This window comes from Spirosoma panaciterrae DSM 21099 (assembly GCF_000374025.1).
Taxonomy (GTDB): Bacteria; Bacteroidota; Bacteroidia; order Cytophagales; family Spirosomataceae; genus Spirosoma; species Spirosoma panaciterrae.
Map to the genome: position 1 here is coordinate 36307 of NZ_KB893193.1, position 18586 is coordinate 54892.

22 protein-coding genes are annotated in these 18586 nt (G+C 45.7%); 19 read left to right on the top strand and 3 right to left on the bottom strand.

The genetic code is table 11. The features are described 5' to 3' along the window. Positions 1-44 precede the first annotated feature (44 nt). The 18 genes from B153_RS0120145 to B153_RS35520 all read left to right on the top strand — a co-directional run bounded on the left by B153_RS0120145 (position 45) and on the right by B153_RS35520 (position 14689). The gene (locus B153_RS0120145) at positions 45-578 is read left to right on the top strand and encodes a DUF3341 domain-containing protein (protein WP_020598549.1); all 534 of its coding nucleotides are present in this window, start codon (positions 45-47) and stop codon (positions 576-578) included. Positions 579-592: 14 nt separating this feature from the next. Beyond that, complete coding sequence (locus B153_RS0120150; protein ID WP_026262300.1) at positions 593-1198, top strand: c-type cytochrome; 606 nt, start codon at positions 593-595, stop codon at positions 1196-1198. Between the two features lie 82 nt (positions 1199-1280). After that, on the top strand, positions 1281-2591 hold the full coding sequence (locus B153_RS0120155; RefSeq protein ID WP_026262301.1) for a hypothetical protein: 1311 nt from the start codon (positions 1281-1283) through the stop codon (positions 2589-2591). Between the two features lie 19 nt (positions 2592-2610). Next, positions 2611-3729, top strand: coding sequence for a cytochrome c oxidase subunit II (locus tag B153_RS0120160; protein ID WP_020598552.1), 1119 nt, complete (start codon positions 2611-2613; stop codon positions 3727-3729). Positions 3730-3757: 28 nt separating this feature from the next. Next, a complete protein-coding gene (locus B153_RS0120165; RefSeq protein WP_020598553.1) occupies positions 3758-5641 on the top strand; it encodes a cytochrome c oxidase subunit I in 1884 nt (627 codons plus the stop codon). After that, positions 5616-6635 (top strand): COX15/CtaA family protein, encoded by a 1020-nt coding sequence (locus tag B153_RS0120170; protein ID WP_020598554.1) that lies wholly within the window; start codon positions 5616-5618, stop codon positions 6633-6635. The genes B153_RS0120165 and B153_RS0120170 overlap by 26 nt, the downstream gene beginning before the upstream one ends. Next, a complete protein-coding gene (cyoE, locus tag B153_RS0120175) occupies positions 6628-7515 on the top strand; it encodes a heme o synthase (protein ID WP_020598555.1) in 888 nt (295 codons plus the stop codon). Before B153_RS0120170 ends, cyoE begins: the two co-directional genes overlap by 8 nt. A gap of 9 nt (positions 7516-7524) precedes the next feature. After that, positions 7525-8115, top strand: a complete 591-nt coding sequence (locus B153_RS0120180; RefSeq protein WP_026262302.1) for a cytochrome c oxidase subunit 3 — start codon at positions 7525-7527, stop codon at positions 8113-8115. A gap of 15 nt (positions 8116-8130) precedes the next feature. Next, a complete protein-coding gene (locus B153_RS0120185; RefSeq protein ID WP_020598557.1) occupies positions 8131-8928 on the top strand; it encodes a cytochrome c oxidase subunit 3 in 798 nt (265 codons plus the stop codon). 18 nt (positions 8929-8946) lie between these two features. After that, positions 8947-9276 carry a cytochrome C oxidase subunit IV family protein gene (locus B153_RS0120190; protein ID WP_020598558.1) on the top strand — a complete coding sequence of 110 codons (330 nt, stop codon included), beginning with the start codon at positions 8947-8949 and terminating at the stop codon, positions 9274-9276. A 4-nt stretch (positions 9277-9280) separates the two neighbouring features. Continuing rightward, the gene (locus B153_RS0120195) at positions 9281-9991 is read left to right on the top strand and encodes an SCO family protein (protein ID WP_026262303.1); all 711 of its coding nucleotides are present in this window, start codon (positions 9281-9283) and stop codon (positions 9989-9991) included. Positions 9992-9995: 4 nt separating this feature from the next. Further along, a complete protein-coding gene (locus tag B153_RS0120200; protein ID WP_020598560.1) occupies positions 9996-10538 on the top strand; it encodes a DUF420 domain-containing protein in 543 nt (180 codons plus the stop codon). Positions 10539-10551: 13 nt separating this feature from the next. Continuing rightward, positions 10552-10836 carry a hypothetical protein gene (locus tag B153_RS0120205; protein WP_020598561.1) on the top strand — a complete coding sequence of 95 codons (285 nt, stop codon included), beginning with the start codon at positions 10552-10554 and terminating at the stop codon, positions 10834-10836. Next, positions 10781-11158: a DUF983 domain-containing protein gene (locus B153_RS0120210; protein WP_026262304.1), complete on the top strand. Its 378-nt coding sequence runs from the start codon at positions 10781-10783 to the stop codon at positions 11156-11158. Before B153_RS0120205 ends, B153_RS0120210 begins: the two co-directional genes overlap by 56 nt. A 145-nt stretch (positions 11159-11303) precedes the next feature. After that, entirely contained in the window at positions 11304-11927 is a 624-nt protein-coding gene (locus B153_RS0120215; RefSeq protein WP_020598563.1) for an RNA polymerase sigma factor, read from the top strand. Continuing rightward, positions 11893-12831, top strand: a complete 939-nt coding sequence (locus tag B153_RS0120220) for a hypothetical protein (protein WP_026262305.1) — start codon at positions 11893-11895, stop codon at positions 12829-12831. The genes B153_RS0120215 and B153_RS0120220 overlap by 35 nt, the downstream gene beginning before the upstream one ends. Then, positions 12828-13826: an outer membrane beta-barrel protein gene (locus tag B153_RS0120225; protein WP_020598565.1), complete on the top strand. Its 999-nt coding sequence runs from the start codon at positions 12828-12830 to the stop codon at positions 13824-13826. The genes B153_RS0120220 and B153_RS0120225 overlap by 4 nt, the downstream gene beginning before the upstream one ends. A 2-nt stretch (positions 13827-13828) precedes the next feature. Next, positions 13829-14689: an NAD(P)H-binding protein gene (locus tag B153_RS35520; RefSeq protein WP_040761746.1), complete on the top strand. Its 861-nt coding sequence runs from the start codon at positions 13829-13831 to the stop codon at positions 14687-14689. A 21-nt stretch (positions 14690-14710) separates the two neighbouring features. On the opposite strand, the gene B153_RS0120235 is transcribed toward B153_RS35520, so the two are convergent. After that, positions 14711-15853: a glycosyltransferase family protein gene (locus B153_RS0120235; protein WP_026262306.1), complete on the bottom strand. Its 1143-nt coding sequence runs from the start codon at positions 15851-15853 to the stop codon at positions 14711-14713. Between the two features lie 72 nt (positions 15854-15925). After that, entirely contained in the window at positions 15926-16753 is an 828-nt protein-coding gene (locus tag B153_RS0120240; RefSeq protein ID WP_020598568.1) for a UDP-2,3-diacylglucosamine diphosphatase, read from the bottom strand. 112 nt (positions 16754-16865) lie between these two features. Between B153_RS0120240 and B153_RS0120245 the strand changes: the two genes are divergently transcribed. Continuing rightward, complete coding sequence (locus B153_RS0120245; RefSeq protein ID WP_020598569.1) at positions 16866-17498, top strand: acetyltransferase; 633 nt, start codon at positions 16866-16868, stop codon at positions 17496-17498. 88 nt (positions 17499-17586) lie between these two features. Here B153_RS0120245 and fcl read toward each other — a convergent pair whose 3' ends face one another. Then, positions 17587-18528 (bottom strand): GDP-L-fucose synthase, encoded by a 942-nt coding sequence (fcl, locus tag B153_RS0120250; RefSeq protein WP_020598570.1) that lies wholly within the window; start codon positions 18526-18528, stop codon positions 17587-17589. Between the last annotated feature and the right edge of the window lie 58 nt (positions 18529-18586).

An 18586-nucleotide genomic window follows, 5' to 3' on the forward strand; every position in this document is an offset into this window, starting at 1 on the left:
GTACATATACTACCGGAAACTGTAAACCGTAAACCGAATAAAGTATGTCAGACGCACACGATAACGGTAAATTCCTGGTCGGCATCTTCGACGATGATGATGTGGTATTACAGGCCGTTAAAGAAGTAAAAAAAGCAGGTGTTCGGATTCATGAAGTCTATTCACCGTTCCCGATCCACGGACTAGACGTAGCGCTGGGTCATCCACGTACACGTCTGGGTATTGCCGCTTTCTTATTCGGATTATCCGGTACACTTACCGCACTGGCGCTGACCTTCTATACGGAAGGTTTCGACTGGCCAATGATCGTTGGGGGTAAAGATTCATACTCACCTATCGTATATGTACCTGTTATTTTTGAGCTGACCGTACTTTTCTGTGCATTGGGCATGGTCGGTACATTCCTCGTATCGAATGGTCTCGGCCCTACAGTTAAACCATTGATGTACGATCTCAGAACGACCGATAATAAATTTGCTATGGCTATTGATCTTAGCAAGAATAATATTGGTGAAGGTGATATTGAGCAGATTCTGAAGAAATCAGGCGCTGCTGAAGTAAATGTTAAGCAGTTCTAATATTCAGGATGGGAATGATTACTAAACATACGAGTGTAACCGCGCTGGCGATTATCGGGCTGATGTTTGCAGGAACAGCCTGCAAAAGAGGTCATGATAATACCGGGGTTGAATATGCACCTCAGATGTACGATGCGGTAGGTTATGAGCCCTACCGTCAGATTCGTCCAAATACGATTAACCCTCAAGGGCTGAACATGCGTTTGCCTGCACGAGGTACTGTAGCCCGGCCAAACTATCATACAACGTTTGGAGAGGGAGCAAATGCTAAAACGGATTTGATGATCTATCATATTCCGGCCGACAGTATCGAAATTGCCGAACGTGTGCTGACCAATCCGATTCCAGAAACCGAGCAGTCGTTGGCTGAAGGTAAAACCCTATACACTCGGTATTGCAGCCATTGCCATGGTGAAGCCGGTAAAGGCGATGGTCTGGTAGGTAAGGAGTACAAAGGGGTGCCTAACTATTCCTCTGACGCGCTGAAAACGCTAAATGATGGACACATCTTCCACGTAATCACAAACGGTAAAGGCCGTATGTGGCCACATGGTTCACAAATTACGCCAGAAGATCGCTGGAAAATTGTGCAGTACGTACACAAATTACAACAAGGATAATTTTGAGTTCATAGGCTAGGGGGCACTTGAAAAAGATTAACCTGCCGGATGACTGAAAACTGAAAACTGAAAACTGTTAAGAATGGCATCGGCTCACGCAATACCGTCCTTAGACGAAGAATTTGAATTTACCGCAGAGTCCAAGCGTCGAATAATGATTAGCCTTGGAGTGGGAGTTGCGCTGGTAGCAATTGGCGCATATCTTCTGGCATCAGGGGCTGGCTCACACGAGACTCACGTGGCTGCTCATGGTGCTGGTGGACATGAAGCGCATGAAGGGGCGCATCATGCCTATAAATGGACCAACCGCTTGTGGGCGAATGTTTGGCTGAACGCCATTTATTTCACAGGAGCTTCGGTCATTGGCATGTTCTTTATGTCGTACAACTATCTAGCGCAAGCTGGATGGTCAGTTGCTTTTAAGCGGATCCCTGAAGCAATGCCTGCTTACCTGCCATTTATGGGCGTGGTTGTGCTCGCTGTCTTCTTTATTGCAGGCCATGACTTATTTCACTGGACTCACCCAGGTTTGTATGATAAAGCCAGTCCTGAGTTTGATCCGATCATTAATGGTAAAAAAGGCTTCCTCAATACCCCTTTTTACCTGACCCGTATCATCCTGTATTTTGCTTTATGGTATGGCTTATGGAGAATGTTACGTAATTTCTCTTTACAGGAGGATTTGTATGGAGGCACCGACTATTATGAAAAGAGTATCAAGTTTGGCACTGCTTTCCTGCTTGTTTTTGGCGTAACGTCGTCAACTTCAGCCTGGGATTTTGTCATGTCGATTGATACGCACTGGTTCAGCACAATGTTCGGTTGGTACACACTCGCTAGCTGGCACGTAACAGGTCTGGCAATTATTACCTTAACGGTAGTAACGCTGCGGGAACAGGGCTACCTGAAATGGGTGAACGAAAGTCATTTGCATGATCTGGGTAAGTTTATGTTTGCCTTTACGATCTTCTGGACATACGTATGGTTTGCGCAATTCATGTTGATCTATTACGCTAACCTTCCCGAAGAAACTATTTATTACCGCGAACGTTTTAGTGGATACGGGGGAATCTATAAAGCTCCATTCCTCGTAAATTTGTTATTATGTTTTGTGTTCCCATTCTTAATCTTGATGACGCGGGATGCCAAACGGACAAATATCATTCTGAAACTGGCGGCCTGGTGTATTATAGTTGGTCACTACTTTGACTTTTATAATAATATCATGCCCGGAACAGTGGGTGAACACGGTGGATTCGGACCATTGGAATTTGGTATGATCCTTATTTTTGCATCTGGTTTTGTTTGGTCGCTGTACTCGCAGTTATCAAAAGCGAACCTGATTCCAAAAAATCACCCGATGCTGGAAGAAACGCTGCACCACGATATTTAATCAATAACTGTACAGAACAATGGTTTATATAATTGCTATATTATCGGTAATCTTCCTGGGACTGGCAGTGATGGTCATTTCTCGGATGGCTTCCGTAGTACAGAGTGCCAGTGGTCCAGTCGATGAAGACCGAATTGGCATGAGTAACCGCCTGAATGCAGGCTTAATGGTCGTCTTCTTTGTGGTGGGTCTAATTGCGGCAATATGGTCATTTCTGCATGCCCGCCAATTCTTTCTACCTGAAGCTGCCAGTCCTCATGGGCGCCATACAGATTTTCTGTTCTGGCTTTCGATGAGCATTATTACAATTGCCTTTATTGTTACCAATGCCTTGTTATTCTTTTTTGCGTGGCGTTATCAATACCGGCCAGGTCATAAAGCATCTTACTATCCAGAAAACCACAAACTAGAGCTAATCTGGACCGTGATTCCTGCCGTTGTCATGGCATTGCTCGTTTTTACGGGATGGCGTGCATGGCGTGATATTATGGCTGAAGCGCCTGAAAATGCACAAGTATTTGAACTAGTAGGAAAGCAATTCAACTGGATTGCCCGCTACCCAGGGGTTGATAATAATAAGCTCGGTGCATTCAATTACAAATTGATCGATAGTAATAACGAAACAGGTATTGACTATACTGACGAATCGTCGTTTGATGATTTTGTATCGACCTCGGAACTACATATTCCGGTTAACAAGCCTATTCTTTTGAAAATTCGGGCTCGTGATGTACTGCATAGTGTATTTATTCCTCACCTGCGTGTGAAAATGGACGCTGTGCCTGGTATGCCTACCCGTTTTCAATTCACCGCTGATAAAACAACGGATGAAATGAAGAATATCACAGGTAATCCCAACTTTACTTATGAGATTGCCTGTACAGAAGTATGTGGTCAGGGCCACTTCTCAATGCGTATTCGTTTGATCGTTGAAGATGAAGCTTCATGGCAGGCCTGGTGCAAAGAGCAGAAACCTTTGTTGACTTCGACTCCCGAATTAGCTTCGCGTATTCCTGCTAATTTGAAAGCAAAAGCAGCTAAGTATCTGTCAGCGCCAGAAACGGCTGCTCCTGCTGATACAACAACGGCATCAATTGTTAAAAATGGAGAGACTGTAGCCAGCGCTTCAGTCCGTTAATTTCTAAACTTACAAGAAACCAAATACTATGGCGACTGTAGCAGCTAACTCGGCAACTGTGGCCCATGCAGCAGAGCATGACCACCATGAGCCACAAAGTTTTTGGCGCACGTACATATTTTCAGAAGATCACAAGACTATTGCCAAGCAATACCTGATTTCGGGTATTATCTGGTCAGTTATTGGCATTAGCCTATCAGTCATGTTCCGGCTTCAGTTGGGTTTCCCAAATATGAAACTGGATTTCTTACGGCCAATTCTTGGCAACTGGATCAACGAGACGGGTAAGCTTGACCCCGATTTTTATCTGGCATTGGTAACGATGCATGGAACCATCATGGTATTCTTTGTATTGACAGCCGGATTGAGCGGAACATTTTCAAACTTCCTGATTCCTTTACAAGTAGGTGCCCGCGATATGGCATCAGGCTTCCTGAACATGTTGTCATACTGGTTCTTCTTTCTGGCCAGTATGATTATGCTTGGTTCTCTGTTCATTGAAACAGGTCCTGCTGCTGGTGGCTGGGTAATTTATCCACCATTGAGTGCGCTACCGCAAGCACACAAAGGCTCTGAATTGGGAATGACTCTGTGGCTGATCAGTATGGCTCTGTTCATTGTATCGCAGTTGCTGGGAGGTATTAACTACATCACAACAGTAATCAACCTGCGTACAAGAGGCATGTCGTTCAGCAAACTCCCCCTGACGATCTGGGCGTTTTTCCTGACGGCTGTGCTGGGTCTGATTTCGTTCCCTGTACTTCTTTCGGCCGCTTTGCTGCTTATTTTCGACCGTAGCTTCGGTACAAGCTTCTACCTGTCCGAAATCTATATTAAAGGAGAAGCCTTACCAAACGTAGGTGGTAGCCCAATCTTGTTCCAACACCTGTTCTGGTTCCTTGGTCACCCGGAAGTATACATTGTACTACTGCCAGCATTGGGAATGACCTCCGAAATCATTGCGACTAACTCGCGTAAACCGATCTTCGGCTACCGGGCCATGATTGCCTCCATGATGGGTATTGCCTTCCTGGCATTTATCGTATGGGCTCACCATATGTTCGTGACAGGTATGAACCCATTCCTGGGCTCTATCTTCATGTTCCTGACACTGATTATTGCAGTGCCATCAGCGGTAAAAGCGTTCAACTACATTACAACTCTCTGGCGTGGAAATATCCGGTTTACACCAGCGATGCTGTTCTCGATCGGTCTGGTATCCTTCTTTATTTCAGGTGGATTAACAGGTATTATTCTGGGTAACTCGGCATTGGATATTCAACTGCACGATACCTATTTCGTTGTTGCTCACTTCCACCTCGTGATGGGTGCTGCCTCAGCGTTTGGTCTGTTGGCCGGGGTTTACCACTGGTTCCCCAAAATGTTTGGTCGGATGATGAACGAGAAGCTTGGTTATGTTCACTTCTGGCTAACTTTTATTGGTATTTACCTGGTATTCTTCCCCATGCACTACATTGGGATATCTGGTTTCCCACGTCGCTATTATGCCTTCACAAGCTATGACTTCACGAAGAATATCTTCGCTGATATGAATAGCTTCATTAGCCTTGCTGCTATTTTTACCTTCACGGCTCAGTGGATTTTCGTCTGGAATTTCGTGTACAGCATGTTTAAAGGTCGGAAAGCTCCACAAAATCCATGGAAATCGAATACACTGGAATGGACGGCACCAATCAACCCAGGTCATGGTAACTGGCCCGGTGAAATTCCTGCCGTTTATCGTTGGGCCTATGATTATAGTAAGCCAGGTGCAAAGGATGATTTCATTCCTCAAAACGTGCCTTACTCGCAAACTCCTGAGTCAAATCTGCCGCATGAAAATGAGCTGATTGGGCTGGAGAAAGAAATTGAGGCACAAAATCTGAATGACCAGTTCAAACAGCCTCACTAATAAACAGGAACTGCGCTTCCAGAGCTTGGCTCTATTGACAATTGTTGCCATATACATAGTTGTTTTGGCAGGTGGTATTGTCAGAGGGACGGGCTCTGGAATGGGCTGTCCAGACTGGCCAAAATGTTTTGGCCGCTGGATTCCGCCTACCGAGCTTTCGCAGCTACCAGCCAATTATCAGGAGATATACGGAGCCAAACTAAAAGGTGAGATAGAATTCAATCCTGTAAAAACGTGGATTGAATATCTGAACCGACTGGTTGGTGTATTATCTGGTTTTTTAGTTTTCGCTACTTTAATAACATCATTTTCATTCTGGCGAAAAGATAGAGCCATTGTTTGGGGGAGCTTGGCTGCTTTCATTCTCATTGGCTTAAACGGTTGGCTAGGGTCTAAGGTAGTGTCGACAGAATTGGCCCAGTATATGATTACAATTCATATGCTGCTGGCTATACTAGTCGTTTTTGCATTGCTATTTGTTTGGGTACGCTCACAAGGTGCTCAATTAGCTGTAAACCTGACTAAGCGAAAAGAATCAGGCTTGCGCTGGCTGGCGCTATCGCTGATTCTAGTAACAATAGGACAGGTTGTACTAGGGACTGAAGTACGGGAAGCGCTCGATCTGGTTGTAAAAAAACTGGGCTATCAACAACGCGAAAACTGGATTAGTAGTCTTGACTGGCGTTTTTATGTTCATCGTTCGTTTTCCCTGGTTGTGTTAGCGGGACATTTGACTTTAATCTACCAGTTACGAAAACTAGATAAACGAAGAACGTTAAACTGGATATCGAATGGCCTACTTGCCTGTGTTATATTGGAAATAGGCACAGGTGTTATAATGGCTTATTTGAATGTTCCAGCCATTGCGCAACCAATGCATTTACTGTTGGCTATCCTTTTGGTCGGCTTACAATTTATTGCCATACTCGCCTTAACCCCTGATATCCTACTATCGAAGAAGGTTAGGCGAAATTTAGAAGTAGCACATGCTTGATACGGAAAGAATAATAACGGTAAGCACGTTCGGCGAAAAGGCGAAAGCGTATGTTGAGTTAATCAAGTTAAAGTTAACGCTGGCTGTTGTCTTTTCAGGTGTGTTTGGGTATTGCTTAGCGGCCGATCAGACCAATTGGATAAAGCTCATCGTTTTAGTTGTCGCTTCGATCGCTATTACGGGTGCGGCTAATATTATTAATCAGATTATTGAGAAAGACTCTGATAAACTGATGAAGCGTACGGCTGTGCGACCTTTACCAACGGGACGCTTGACTGTACGGGAGGCTGCAACCTTTGCTTTGATCCTGTTTTCAATTGGCTGCTATTTGTTCGTAGAAGTTTTCAATATACGGGCAGCCGCATTAGCTGTTTTATCCCTATTGCTATATGGGTTTGTCTACACTCCACTCAAACGGAAAGGGCAAATTGCCGTATTTGTAGGAGCATTGCCCGGTGCTTTCCCGCCTATGATTGGGTGGGTAGCGGCAACAAATCATTTTGGCTGGGCACCTGGCATTCTGTTTGCCATTCAATTTTTCTGGCAATTTCCACATTTCTGGGCGATCGGCTGGCTGGCTTTCGATCAATACAAGAAAGCAGGTATCCAGATGATGCCCGGGGATGGCAAAACAACCGAGACCGCCTTTCGTATAATGATTTATACGCTGTTCCTGGTTCCAATTGGCTGGCTACCTTATTTTCTGGGTATGACGGGGATTAATTCGGCATTAGTAGCCATGTTTGGCGGAATCTTGTTTTTGGCGCAAACGTTCCATTTAATGAGAACCTGTACGGATAAGGCAGCCTTGCAAATGATGTTTGGTTCATTGCTTTATCTGCCTATCGTACAGATTGTGTATCTGTTAGATAAAGTATAACAACAAATCATGAGCGAATTAGTAAATAACATAACATTAGTAGAAGAGCCGGAAGAAACGCTCTCAATGAATCCCCGTAAATTCATTTTATGGTTGTTCATTGTCAGTATCATCATGCTCTTTGCAGCTATGACCAGTGCTTATCTGGTACGTAGAGCCGAAGGCAATTGGCTGGAATATGTCATACCGCCTATTTTTAATTATAGTTCGGTTGTGCTTGTTATGAGTAGCTTAACCATGCACTGGGCATATTTGTCTGCAAAAAAAGACAACTTCGGCAATCTGAAAATTGCGATAACTGTTACTTTTGTGCTTGGAGCGGTGTTCCTGTACATGCAGTTCCTGGGATGGGTTGACCTGGTAAACGAGAATGTATTCTTCGTGGGCAATCCAGCGGGTTCATTCATGTACATTTTTACGGGGTTACATGGTTTCCACCTCATCTCCGGTATAATTGTACTGGTTTTTGCCTTGGTGGCGGCTTTCCGACTCCGAATTCACGCCAAGAGTCTGAATCAAATAGAAATTGCGGCTACGTACTGGCATTTCTTAGATATTTTGTGGTTGTATTTGTTTTTCTTTTTAGTCTATTTTCATTGATAATCTCTTAGACGCATGGCGGCTACTGTAACACACGATACCCTAACAACCGACTCGGACGCTATTTTCGATAAGAAAACCTGGATGGGTGGTGTTGAACCAATGAAAGTGAGCTACGGCAAGCTGATGATGTGGTTCTTCCTGATCTCTGATACGTTTACGTTCTCAGCTTTGCTGGTAACCTACGGTCTGATTCGGTTTAGCTATCCAGCCTGGGACCCGGCTATTTACGGAGAAGTATTTAAATTCTCGAACCTGTACTGGCCAACACCCGAAATGGTGTATGCTGCGGTTCCATTCCTGCATGGTGTTCATGCTCCGCTGATTTTCGTGGGGATCATGACATTTATCCTGATTTTTAGTAGTGTTACAATGGTATTAGCCGTCGAAGCAGGTCACCGGATGGATCAGGCCGATGTTGAAAAATACATGCTCTGGACCATTTTAGGCGGCTTTACGTTTCTGGGTAGCCAGGCCTGGGAGTGGTCACACTTTATTCATGGCACGGAAACAGGTACGACGATCAGTGAGATTGTTAATGGGCAAACTATTCAACGGACCATTTTCGGAGCTAATCTGGTTGAAAACCAGTACGGCCCTCCCGCTTTTGCTGACCTATTCTTCTTCATCACGGGTTTCCATGGTACGCACGTATTTAGTGGCGTTATCCTGAATATTCTGATTTTCTATCGGGCTGCTACTGGGCTGTATGCGCGTCGGGGCCATTACGAAATGGTTGAGAAAGTTGGTCTCTACTGGCACTTTGTCGATCTGGTTTGGGTATTTGTATTTACGTTCTTCTATCTGGTTTAACAACCACTTTTCTAAAAAATGGCTGATCACTCACACGGGACCCATGAAGTTGGTGAAATCCCACCCGCAAATACAGGTGCCATCTGGCGTACATTCTGGATTCTTTCAGCTATAACGGCTGTTGAATTTACCCTTGCTTACTTAATGAAGGCTGGTGGGTTACGTACATCATTCTTCGTTATCATGACATTGGTGAAAGCCTTCTACATTGTTGGCGAGTTTATGCACCTCAAACATGAAGTGAAGAGCCTGATTTGGGCTATCGTAATTCCAATCGTTTTTGTTATTTGGCTATTAGTTGCCTTAATGACTGAAGGAGCCTGGATTGGCATTTCAGTATTTGGTTGATATTATGAGTACGAATCAAAAAGCCGGGATCCTGCTCGCTACGCTGCTGGTCCCGGCTTTGTTGTATTTATTCCTTCGGTTTGGGACCCAGAACCACTATGTTCTGCCGCGGTATCTGCCCAAAATTGACTCGGCAAAGGGAGAGCCCCTAATGGGTAAGGTCACTTTACCTGATGGTAGTAGTATGACTGATACCGTCTATAACCACATCCCTCCCTTTCGCCTGATCGATCAGGACGGGAAAACGATAGACCAGTCGATTGTCAAAAATAAGATTTACGTAGCCGACTTTTTCTTTACACGGTGTGGTACAATTTGTCCACGAATAGCATCTCAGTTAACCCGTGTACAGGATATTTTTCGGGAGAATCCATCAATCGTCTTTTTATCGCATACAGTAGACCCAGAGCATGATAGGCCAGCCCAGTTGAAAGCCTATGCTCAGAAGTACGATGCCATTCCGGGGAAATGGTATTTCCTGACGGGAGACAAGGCGGAAATATATGATTTAGCGATGCATGGATACTATCTTCCAACTGTCGATGCGGGGGTAAAAGAGGGGAAACCTGACGAAACTTTTATTCATAGCGAAAAGTTGGTATTGGTAGATAAAGAGGGGATTGTCAGAGGGTTCTATGATGGAACCAACAAAGAAGATGTCGATCGCCTGATTCTTGAAATTCGAGTACTTCTGGATATTTATAACAAAGAATAACGCTATGGAAGTATTGCAGCCGGTAAGGGAGCAGAAAGCAAATCGAGTCATCAATATATTGGCTATAGCCATTCCAGTAGCCGTGGCTATACTACTGGGTATTCGGCAGAAAGTCGATTTGGGAAACTGGACTTCTTACCTCCCTCACATCAATGGCATAATCAATTCGATAACATCGGTACTATTGCTACTCGGCCTTTATTTCATCAAACAGAATAATGTACAGGCGCATAAGCGTACCATGTTGACGGCATTTACCCTTGGATCGTTGTTTTTGGTAAGCTATGTGTTGTACCACCTGACAAATGATTCGACACCCTATGGAGGCCAGGGCTGGATTCGTCCGGTATATTATTTTCTGTTGATCTCACACATTGTACTTTCAGTTGTGGTGGTCTGGTTTGTGCTAAGGGCTGTATATTTTGCCCTGAATGGACAAATTCTGAAGCATAAAAAAACGGTAAAATATGCCTATCCCATTTGGCTGTACGTTAGTATAACAGGGGTTATTGTGTACCTAATGATTAAGCCATATTATCTTCATTAACTCGCTAAAAGCTATGAAAAATTGGAAAATTTGGCTGGTAGTGGTCATTCTCTTATTTGTGGCAAGCCCTGATAGTATGGCGCAGTGTGCTATGTGCCGGGGAACAGTTGAAAGTACGGTTAGTAATGGCCGGAGCGTAGTGGCATCGAACCTGAATTTTGGTATTTTATATTTATTATTAGCTCCTTACCTTATTGTAGCCTCTATTGGCTATCTGTGGTATCGGAATAGTAAACAGGAGCATGGAAGACGTCTCGAAATTGCAGGCCGCATTAAGCGGGCTATGTCCCAGGTGTAGAAAGGGGAAAATCTTTAGAAAACCCTTCTATTCGCTGCGTGGATTCGATGATATGTATGAACACTGTCCGCATTGTGGATTGCGGTACGAAGTAGAGCCGGGTTATTTCATCGGAGCCATGTATGTTAGCTACGCCATTTCAGGAGGGGTAGCTCTGGTGATGGGATTTCTATTGTTTTACCTGGCTGGAGACCCTGAAGGGTGGGTATATGCTGCGATCATCGCCCCTCTAATGGTTGTCATCGCCCCAATTAATTTTCGAATATCGCGTGTGATCTGGCTGTATTATGTGGCTGGAATCAAATATATAAAAGGGCTTTAAAGGCCCTTTTTCTATTATCAGATGCCTGGGTTCTTAACTTGCAAAAAGTGTATAGACGAATGATGCGAAAATATTTCAAAATTTTCGACTAGCCATGCAACCGGCATCTAAGTAATTTGCATCTTCTCAACGAACCTAAAGGATTATGCTCCGACTTATACCGTTTTTTACGACCGAAGCGCAGTTGGTTGCTGCCCTGAAGCGGGGAGAAAGCCGCGCTCATAAGGTCGTATACGAACGGTATGCCGGTAAAATGCTGGCAGTTTGTACACGCTATTGTGCCAATCGGGATGATGCCGAAGAAGTGATGATTGACGGATTCATGCGTGTGTTTGAGAAAATTGATCAGTTTCGGGAAGATGGGAGCTTTGAAGGGTGGATTCGGCGGGTGATGGTAACGGAATCGCTGATGTTTCTGCGAAAAAATAAACAGTGGCGTCAGGAGGTCTCCATGGATGAGGTAACTGTTGAGCCAGACTATGCGTGGGCAGATACCGCCGTTAATGAGAATGATTTGTTACGGATGGTGAATCAATTGCCCGATGGATATCGTACAGTCTTCAATCTGTATGCCATCGAAGGCTATAGTCACGCCGAAATTGCAGATATGCTCGGTATTTCGGAAGGAACATCGAAATCGCAATTAAGTCGCGCAAGAACGCTGTTGCAGGCAAATGTAAAGAAGTTAGAACAGGAGGCCGTTCAGGGTAAATCATCTGGACAACATGGATATTATGAAAAAACAGTCGGAAAAGCAGCCAATCGATGACTTATTTGCCCGAAAACTGGGCAATATGTCTTTGCCGCCGAGTGCCGATGGCTTCGAGCGGTTACAGGCACGTATGGGTAAGCGTGTACCTGAAGCACGGGTCGTTTTCTGGCAAAATCCGACCATACAACGATATATGGCGGCTGCTGCCTGCCTGATTTTGGTTAGCCTGTTTGGATGGCTTTACTGGCCATCAAGTAGCTCATCGACAGGTGGAGAAAATCAGGTAGCAACCAATACACCTCACAAACGGACAGAACCTCAGAAAGGTGATTCGAAGTCGATAACAACCGAAAAAGCAGAAAAAAACCAATCAACTTCAAAAGAGACAAAGGCAACGGATATAAACCAACCCATTCAGGGCGAACAAGTAGCCGTCGTCGAAAAGCCCGCTGTTCAGACGAAGCAGACGAATCCTTCAGAATTGCAACCTGCTGGAAACTACAAATCAGTTAAACCGTCGGCTCCTTCAGCCGCACCAGAACAGGTCCTGGCACAGAATAAATCAGTTGAAGGGCCAGCCAGACAAGATGTCGTTAGCACGCCCGCAGCAGATAAGCCAGCGGTATCTGAACAAGTAGCAGAGGTTAAGCCAGCTGCAAAGCCAACTCCTGCGGCTGAGCGGGTATTGGTTGTTACGATTGCAGAGCCTGAAGCCTTGGTTGCGGCCCGGCAGGCTGTAAAAGCCGCTTCGGAGGAAAAACCAGTAGTGGCGCTTACTGAAAAGCAGGAAAAAGACACAAAGAACACTGGGCTATGGCAACAGGTAAAACGTTTTAAAGAAGGTGAACTCTTTGCCCGACGGGATAACGAGAATACAACGAATGAGGATCGGGGCCTATTAGGACGTGCCTATAGCGGCCTAAAACACAGCCTCGATAAAGATAAATCCAGTAAGCAATGAACAAAGTATTACGTGCAGTGGCTACGGTAACAGTATGCCTAATAGCTATGCTGGCACAGGCGAAACCAATGAGCCCAACAGACTCGCTGGTGATCCGATTCGCCAACCGCACCCGACTGGTAATTTATGCGCCCGATAAAGCGGCTATTCAGGCCCTGTCGAATTACGATCTGAATAAAATTGTGCGGGAAATGGGTATGAAACTGGATTCTGTGCCGGGGGGGCAAACCCGAATTTCGCAGGATGGAGACCGATACCTGAAAGATACCGTGCTGGTGGTTACCAAAAAAAGCGATGGCGTTACGGTAATTATTAACGGGAAAACCGATTCGACCCAAAGAACATCGAAGCGGGATAGTGATTACGAACGAGAACGGCGAGAACGACGCGACCGGGATAAAGGAAGCTTTGATTATGGCTTGAGTATCGGTTTGAACAATTTGATTCAGCAAAGCTCGTCACCCACCTATCCCGATTTGAGTCCAATAGGCTCGCGGTACGTGGCGTTGTCTGTAGGCGCAATGCCAACGATCATTCGAGGCAAATACGCTTCCTTAAAGCTGTATTATGGCGTAGAACTGGCCTGGAATAACTTTATGTTCGATGGAAACTACATCGCTCAGAAAGGAACTACGGCTGTAGAATTTCCAGATGCAGGTCGGGATTTACAAAAAAGTAAGCTTACCGTTTGTACAATTGGTGTTCCAGTAGTGCCCCGCGTAACGTTTTATAATAGTAGTGGCAAGAAAGTCTGTCATATTGGTCTTGGCGGATATGCCAATTACAGGCTGGATAGCTATCGGAAAATTAAGGAGGCAGATGGAGGTAAAGATCGCCGTCATTCCGATTTCTACCTGAACAATTTTCGGTACGGACTAATGGCACATTTAGGGATTCGAAGCCTGGATTTCTTTGTTAAATACGATATGAGTCCACTGTTTCAAACCAACAAAGGACCCGACGTGAGGACATTAAGTTTTGGTATAGGCTTCTGAAAATGTCCGTGAGAAACGTTTCAATCATTGGTCTTGGCTGGCTTGGAATGCCGCTGGCCGAGCGTTTGCTGAGTGAGGGCTTTTCTGTAAAAGGGAGCACAACGTCGGCCGAAAAAGCGGCTGTATTGGACGAGAAGAGAATGGCTGCGTATGAACTCCAGCTCAACCCGGAGCCGGTTGGTAACTTACATGCGCTGCTGGACACCGATACACTGGTGATTAATATACCACCCAAAGCAGGAAAATTAGGTGACGATTTTCATCCCGCTCAGATTCAATACATAGTCGATGCCGTAACGGATTCTTCAGTAAAACATATTATTTACGTTAGCTCTACATCCATATACCCAGAGTTGAATCGTGAGGTTATTGAAGAGGATGTAACATCACCCGGTCAATCGGCTTCACCGGGATTAGTACAGGCCGAACAGCTTATCCAGGCGCTTGATAAAGCCGAAGAACGGGTGGTTACGATCTTACGTTGTGGAGGACTGATGGGCTATGACCGAATTCCGGGTAAATACGTCGCAGGCCGAACCGTCGATACAGGGCATGTACCAGTAAATTATCTACACCGTGATGATGCAGTAGGTATTCTACGTGAACTGATCCAGAAGCGAGTAGGTGGGACATTCAATGCCGTATCACCTATTCATCCAACACGGGAAGCTATTTATCGGAAAAGCTGCGCCGATTTTGGGTATGCATTGCCGCAATTCATCGAGCCTACCGAACCAGTACCTTACAAACTGATTAGCCCTGCTAAGCTTTTGAAAGCCATACAATACATCTATCGGTATCCCGACCCATTGCATTTTTATTACCAAAAAGCAGACAGGTCAGAACCCTTTCGCGAAAGGTGATGGGTAAAGCTGCCCAATACCTTACCGGAGCAAGTGCCGCATCCGGGTCCAGAAAAACCCACCCGATGGGCGACTGGCGGGCATTTGAGTGCGATTCAATGCGGCCATGAACATAAAATAGCCTTGAGCATGCCAGGTACGGAATTGTTCACTGACGGCCGCATTATGCTTCGGCAAATACTCGATTAGTTTGTCCAGATCGAATCGGCTGGAAGCTGTACCAACCCCCGCCCGTTGCCCATCGATCGCATTACAGGCCTGCTCATAGTGATTTGCCTGGGGAATCAGAAGGGCTGGCTTGCCAAGATAAGCCGCTTCGCAAACCGATTCGAAACCAGCCGTAGTCACAATCGCTTTGCAATGGGCCATAAATTCCAGAAAACGCTTTCCATCGATGGCATGAAAGGTCAGGGTATCATCCACTTTCTGGTCGGGTAGGGTAGTGCCCGAATGAAAGCCATCCATATGGATTTCGGGATGCTGTTTATGGGCTTTTAACAACTCGACTTTAAGACCTGGTTGGGTAACGTAAGCCAACAGTGAATTGCCATCGGAGGGTTTCAATTCCGTTACTTCCTGCCGAAGCAACGGAGGAACCACGCGAACACGCTGGCGTGGTTCGTCAGGCTGTTTATCGAAGGAAAGGGCCAGGAGTTCATTGGCCCCGAAACAAGTGAGCCGGGTATTTATTTTGAAGGCCTGGCGGTAGAACCACTGGCCTTTAGGGCATTGAAAATTCGAATGAAAAGCCATGTACTGGTGCGCAATGCATACCATAGGTACCGACGGGCGTAGTAAGGCGTAGGTCATACCGCCCAGCATTTCATAAAAGTTGACCACCACATCGGGCTGCTCCGTTTCGATCATGTCGCGAACCTGTTTCAGGCTGCGCCAGAATGGGCGAACAGTCCTGATGGCTTTCAGCGTGGTTTTAAACGGTTCAAGAGCATTCGTCCTGGTATTATACACCAAACCAGGGCTAAAAACGGGCGTAATAGGTGCCGTAAAAGCAGAGCTAAAAAAAGTGGGTACGTCGCGTTCGGCCGTTACGCCAACAATGGCCCCAACAACATCATGTCCAGCCTGTTTCAGCATCTGATTAAGAGAAAGGGCTTGTGTTAAATGCCCACGACCTTCACCTTGTATTAAAAATAAAACCCGCATGACGTATGAATTACGATCTGTAAATAGTTTGGATTCTGTGAGTGCCTGACAAAACGGAGAGCAGGTCCGCTATTAGGCCGACATGGATTTTACAGGAAGAGGAAATGGCTGACTGACAGGCTTTACGGGTAGCATCGGGTCCTCATCCTCTCCCAGATCAGCTGTGTAGTAGAGCAGGCTCCACTGGCCCTCGTGGTCTTCGACCAGCGCACTAAGCGATTCGACCCAGTCGCCTGAGTTCATGTATATGATGCCGTCAAACTCCCGAATAGCGGGTTGGTGGATATGGCCGCAGATAACCCCATCGCAATGGCGGGCGCGGGCTAACTCGGTGAGTTTCTGTTCATAATCGGAAATGTAGCTTACCGCTTTTTTGATCCGGGATTTAATCTGTTGAGAAAGCGAATAATACGGCAGCCCGCGCCAGGTGCGGTAGGTATTATAAAACTTGTTGACCCATAGAAGAAAGGTATATCCTAAGTCGCCCAGATAGGCCAGCCATTTCATCTGCGACGTGATCGAGTCGAAAACATCGCCGTGGGTCACATAAAACTTCTTATCGCCCGAATTCAGGGTGTAATCTTTGCGGATGGAGAAGTTTTTACCGACTTTTAAAGGCATCACCTGATCCAGAAAATCGTCGTGATTTCCCCGTAGATAAACAACTTTTGTATTGTAGTGAACGATTTGTTTTAAAACCGTTTTAAAGAAAGCAGTGTGCTTTTTCTTCCAGGTGCCATACTGTTTCAACTGCCAGCCATCGATGATGTCGCCATTGAGAATGAGCTTCTGGCACGAGTAATTGCGCAAAAACTCAGTGGCTTCTTTCGCTTTCGAACCGGCAGTGCCGAGGTGAATATCGGAAAGAACAATCGTTCGGAATTGCGTACCTGGTTGCATGAACGAAGGTACCTATCCTATATGAACCAGGATTTATGGGATTGTTACCAAATTGACAATATTATTGCTCTATCAGGGCGGTTATTCATATTGACTTAATAAACCACAGTAAATGGAGAATCCAGTGCTGATTTTGGGAGCAGGAAGCCTGGGCGTGACCGCCTTAGACCTGTTTCAACGGAATAATGTAGTAGTGTACGGCCTACTTGACGACAATAAAAACCTGCATGGTAAGGAGTTCGGTGATGTATCCGTGCTGGGTGAAACCGATGACGATGGATTCCTGAAACTGATCGGGCAGAAATGCGAAGCGTTTGTGGCCATTGCCGATGTTCGCGTGCGAAAGCGGCTGGTGAAGATGCTAAATGAACGACGCAAGGTGCAACCCGTCAACGCCATTCATGATACTGCTATTGTATCAACACTGGCGAGTATCGGCCATGGCAATCTCATCGCAGCTCGGGTTGTTATTAATCCATATGCCGAAGTGGGTCAGCACTGTATCATTCAGTCGGGGGCCGTTGTTGAGAGCCAGGCTAAAATTGGAGACTATGTTCAGCTTGGGACTGGAAGCCTGATCAACAGTGGGGTAACTATAGGCGAAGGCGCTTTTATTGGTACCGGCGCAACCATCGTGGCGGGTATCACAATCGGCAAAAATGCCCGTATTGGGGCAGGTTCCGTAGTTGTTGAGGATGTTGCTGCCGGAACAACCGTTTTTGGAAATCCAGCCGCAAAACTGTAGAGACGCGATACCTCGCGTCTCCATTGCGTCAGCTACAGTTTATTGGCGAACAATACCATCCGGTCTTGAGACGCGAGGTGTTACAACTCTACTCAACATATAAAACCTCATTGGCCAGGAAGTCCTGATAGGTTAACTCCAGGCCCTGTTTTAATTCCGTTTTGTGTTTCCAGCCCATGGCATGGAGCCGAGATACATCCATCAATTTGCGGGGGGTTCCATCGGGCTTATCGGTATTCCAGCGAAGCTCACCGTCAAAACCGACCGTTTCTTTTACCATCTCCGCCAGTTCCTTAATGGTCACATCTTCACCCGTTCCGATATTGACAAACAACTCGTCGCTGTAATGTTGCATCAAGTAGAAGCAGGCATCGGCCAGATCATCGGCATGGAGAAACTCGCGCATGGGTGAGCCTGTTCCCCAGACTTCTACAGTAGGTAGATTGTTGATTTTTGCTTCGTGAAATTTCCGGATCAGGGCTGGAAGTACGTGCGAGCCTTGTAAATCGTAGTTGTCGTTCGGGCCGTATAAATTGGTTGGCATGGCCGAAATAAAATTACAGCCATATTGACTACGATACGCTTCACACAGTTTAATCCCTGTAATTTTTGCGATGGCATACGGCTCGTTGGTCGCTTCGAGATAGCCACTCAATAAATACTCCTCTTTTAGCGGTTGGGGGGCTAATTTGGGGTAAATGCACGACGAACCAAGGAACAACAATTTCTTTACGCCTGTTTTATAGGCAGAATGAATAATGTTTGATTCAATCATTAAATTATCGTACAGAAATTCGGCACGATAGGTGTTATTAGCCATAATACCACCCACCTTAGCTGCAGCCAGAAATACGTACTCGGGGCGCTCCTGATCAAAGAAATCAGCAACAGCGGCCTGATTACGCAGGTCAAGTTCGGATGAGGTACGGGAGATAATGTTGGTATAACCTTCCTGTTGAAGTTTACGGACAATGGCAGAGCCGACCATCCCCCGATGTCCGGCTACATAAATACGAGCTTGTTTTTCCACGAGTACACGTTATAGATAAACCACCGGAAGGTCTGGTGGACAGGTTGATAAAATATTG

What these genes read in the sequence shown, in the direction of transcription:
- B153_RS0120185 (WP_020598557.1), top strand. Translation starts at nt 8,131, where the DNA reads ATGGCGGCTACTGTAACACACGATACCCTAACAACCGACTCGGACGCT.
- B153_RS0120180 (WP_026262302.1), top strand. Translation starts at nt 7,525, where the DNA reads ATGAGCGAATTAGTAAATAACATAACATTAGTAGAAGAGCCGGAAGAA.
- cyoE (WP_020598555.1), top strand. Translation starts at nt 6,628, where the DNA reads ATGCTTGATACGGAAAGAATAATAACGGTAAGCACGTTCGGCGAAAAG.
- B153_RS0120170 (WP_020598554.1), top strand. Translation starts at nt 5,616, where the DNA reads ATGACCAGTTCAAACAGCCTCACTAATAAACAGGAACTGCGCTTCCAG.
- B153_RS0120220 (WP_026262305.1), top strand. Translation starts at nt 11,893, where the DNA reads ATGAAAAAACAGTCGGAAAAGCAGCCAATCGATGACTTATTTGCCCGA.
- B153_RS0120150 (WP_026262300.1), top strand. Translation starts at nt 593, where the DNA reads ATGATTACTAAACATACGAGTGTAACCGCGCTGGCGATTATCGGGCTG.
- B153_RS0120215 (WP_020598563.1), top strand. Translation starts at nt 11,304, where the DNA reads ATGCTCCGACTTATACCGTTTTTTACGACCGAAGCGCAGTTGGTTGCT.
- B153_RS0120240 (WP_020598568.1), bottom strand. Translation starts at nt 16,753, where the DNA reads ATGCAACCAGGTACGCAATTCCGAACGATTGTTCTTTCCGATATTCAC.
- B153_RS0120235 (WP_026262306.1), bottom strand. Translation starts at nt 15,853, where the DNA reads ATGCGGGTTTTATTTTTAATACAAGGTGAAGGTCGTGGGCATTTAACA.
- B153_RS0120160 (WP_020598552.1), top strand. Translation starts at nt 2,611, where the DNA reads ATGGTTTATATAATTGCTATATTATCGGTAATCTTCCTGGGACTGGCA.
- B153_RS0120145 (WP_020598549.1), top strand. Translation starts at nt 45, where the DNA reads ATGTCAGACGCACACGATAACGGTAAATTCCTGGTCGGCATCTTCGAC.
- B153_RS0120245 (WP_020598569.1), top strand. Translation starts at nt 16,866, where the DNA reads ATGGAGAATCCAGTGCTGATTTTGGGAGCAGGAAGCCTGGGCGTGACC.
- B153_RS0120200 (WP_020598560.1), top strand. Translation starts at nt 9,996, where the DNA reads ATGGAAGTATTGCAGCCGGTAAGGGAGCAGAAAGCAAATCGAGTCATC.
- B153_RS0120155 (WP_026262301.1), top strand. Translation starts at nt 1,281, where the DNA reads ATGGCATCGGCTCACGCAATACCGTCCTTAGACGAAGAATTTGAATTT.
- B153_RS35520 (WP_040761746.1), top strand. Translation starts at nt 13,829, where the DNA reads ATGTCCGTGAGAAACGTTTCAATCATTGGTCTTGGCTGGCTTGGAATG.
- B153_RS0120205 (WP_020598561.1), top strand. Translation starts at nt 10,552, where the DNA reads ATGAAAAATTGGAAAATTTGGCTGGTAGTGGTCATTCTCTTATTTGTG.
- B153_RS0120165 (WP_020598553.1), top strand. Translation starts at nt 3,758, where the DNA reads ATGGCGACTGTAGCAGCTAACTCGGCAACTGTGGCCCATGCAGCAGAG.
- B153_RS0120190 (WP_020598558.1), top strand. Translation starts at nt 8,947, where the DNA reads ATGGCTGATCACTCACACGGGACCCATGAAGTTGGTGAAATCCCACCC.
- B153_RS0120225 (WP_020598565.1), top strand. Translation starts at nt 12,828, where the DNA reads ATGAACAAAGTATTACGTGCAGTGGCTACGGTAACAGTATGCCTAATA.
- B153_RS0120210 (WP_026262304.1), top strand. Translation starts at nt 10,781, where the DNA reads ATGGAAGACGTCTCGAAATTGCAGGCCGCATTAAGCGGGCTATGTCCC.
- B153_RS0120195 (WP_026262303.1), top strand. Translation starts at nt 9,281, where the DNA reads ATGAGTACGAATCAAAAAGCCGGGATCCTGCTCGCTACGCTGCTGGTC.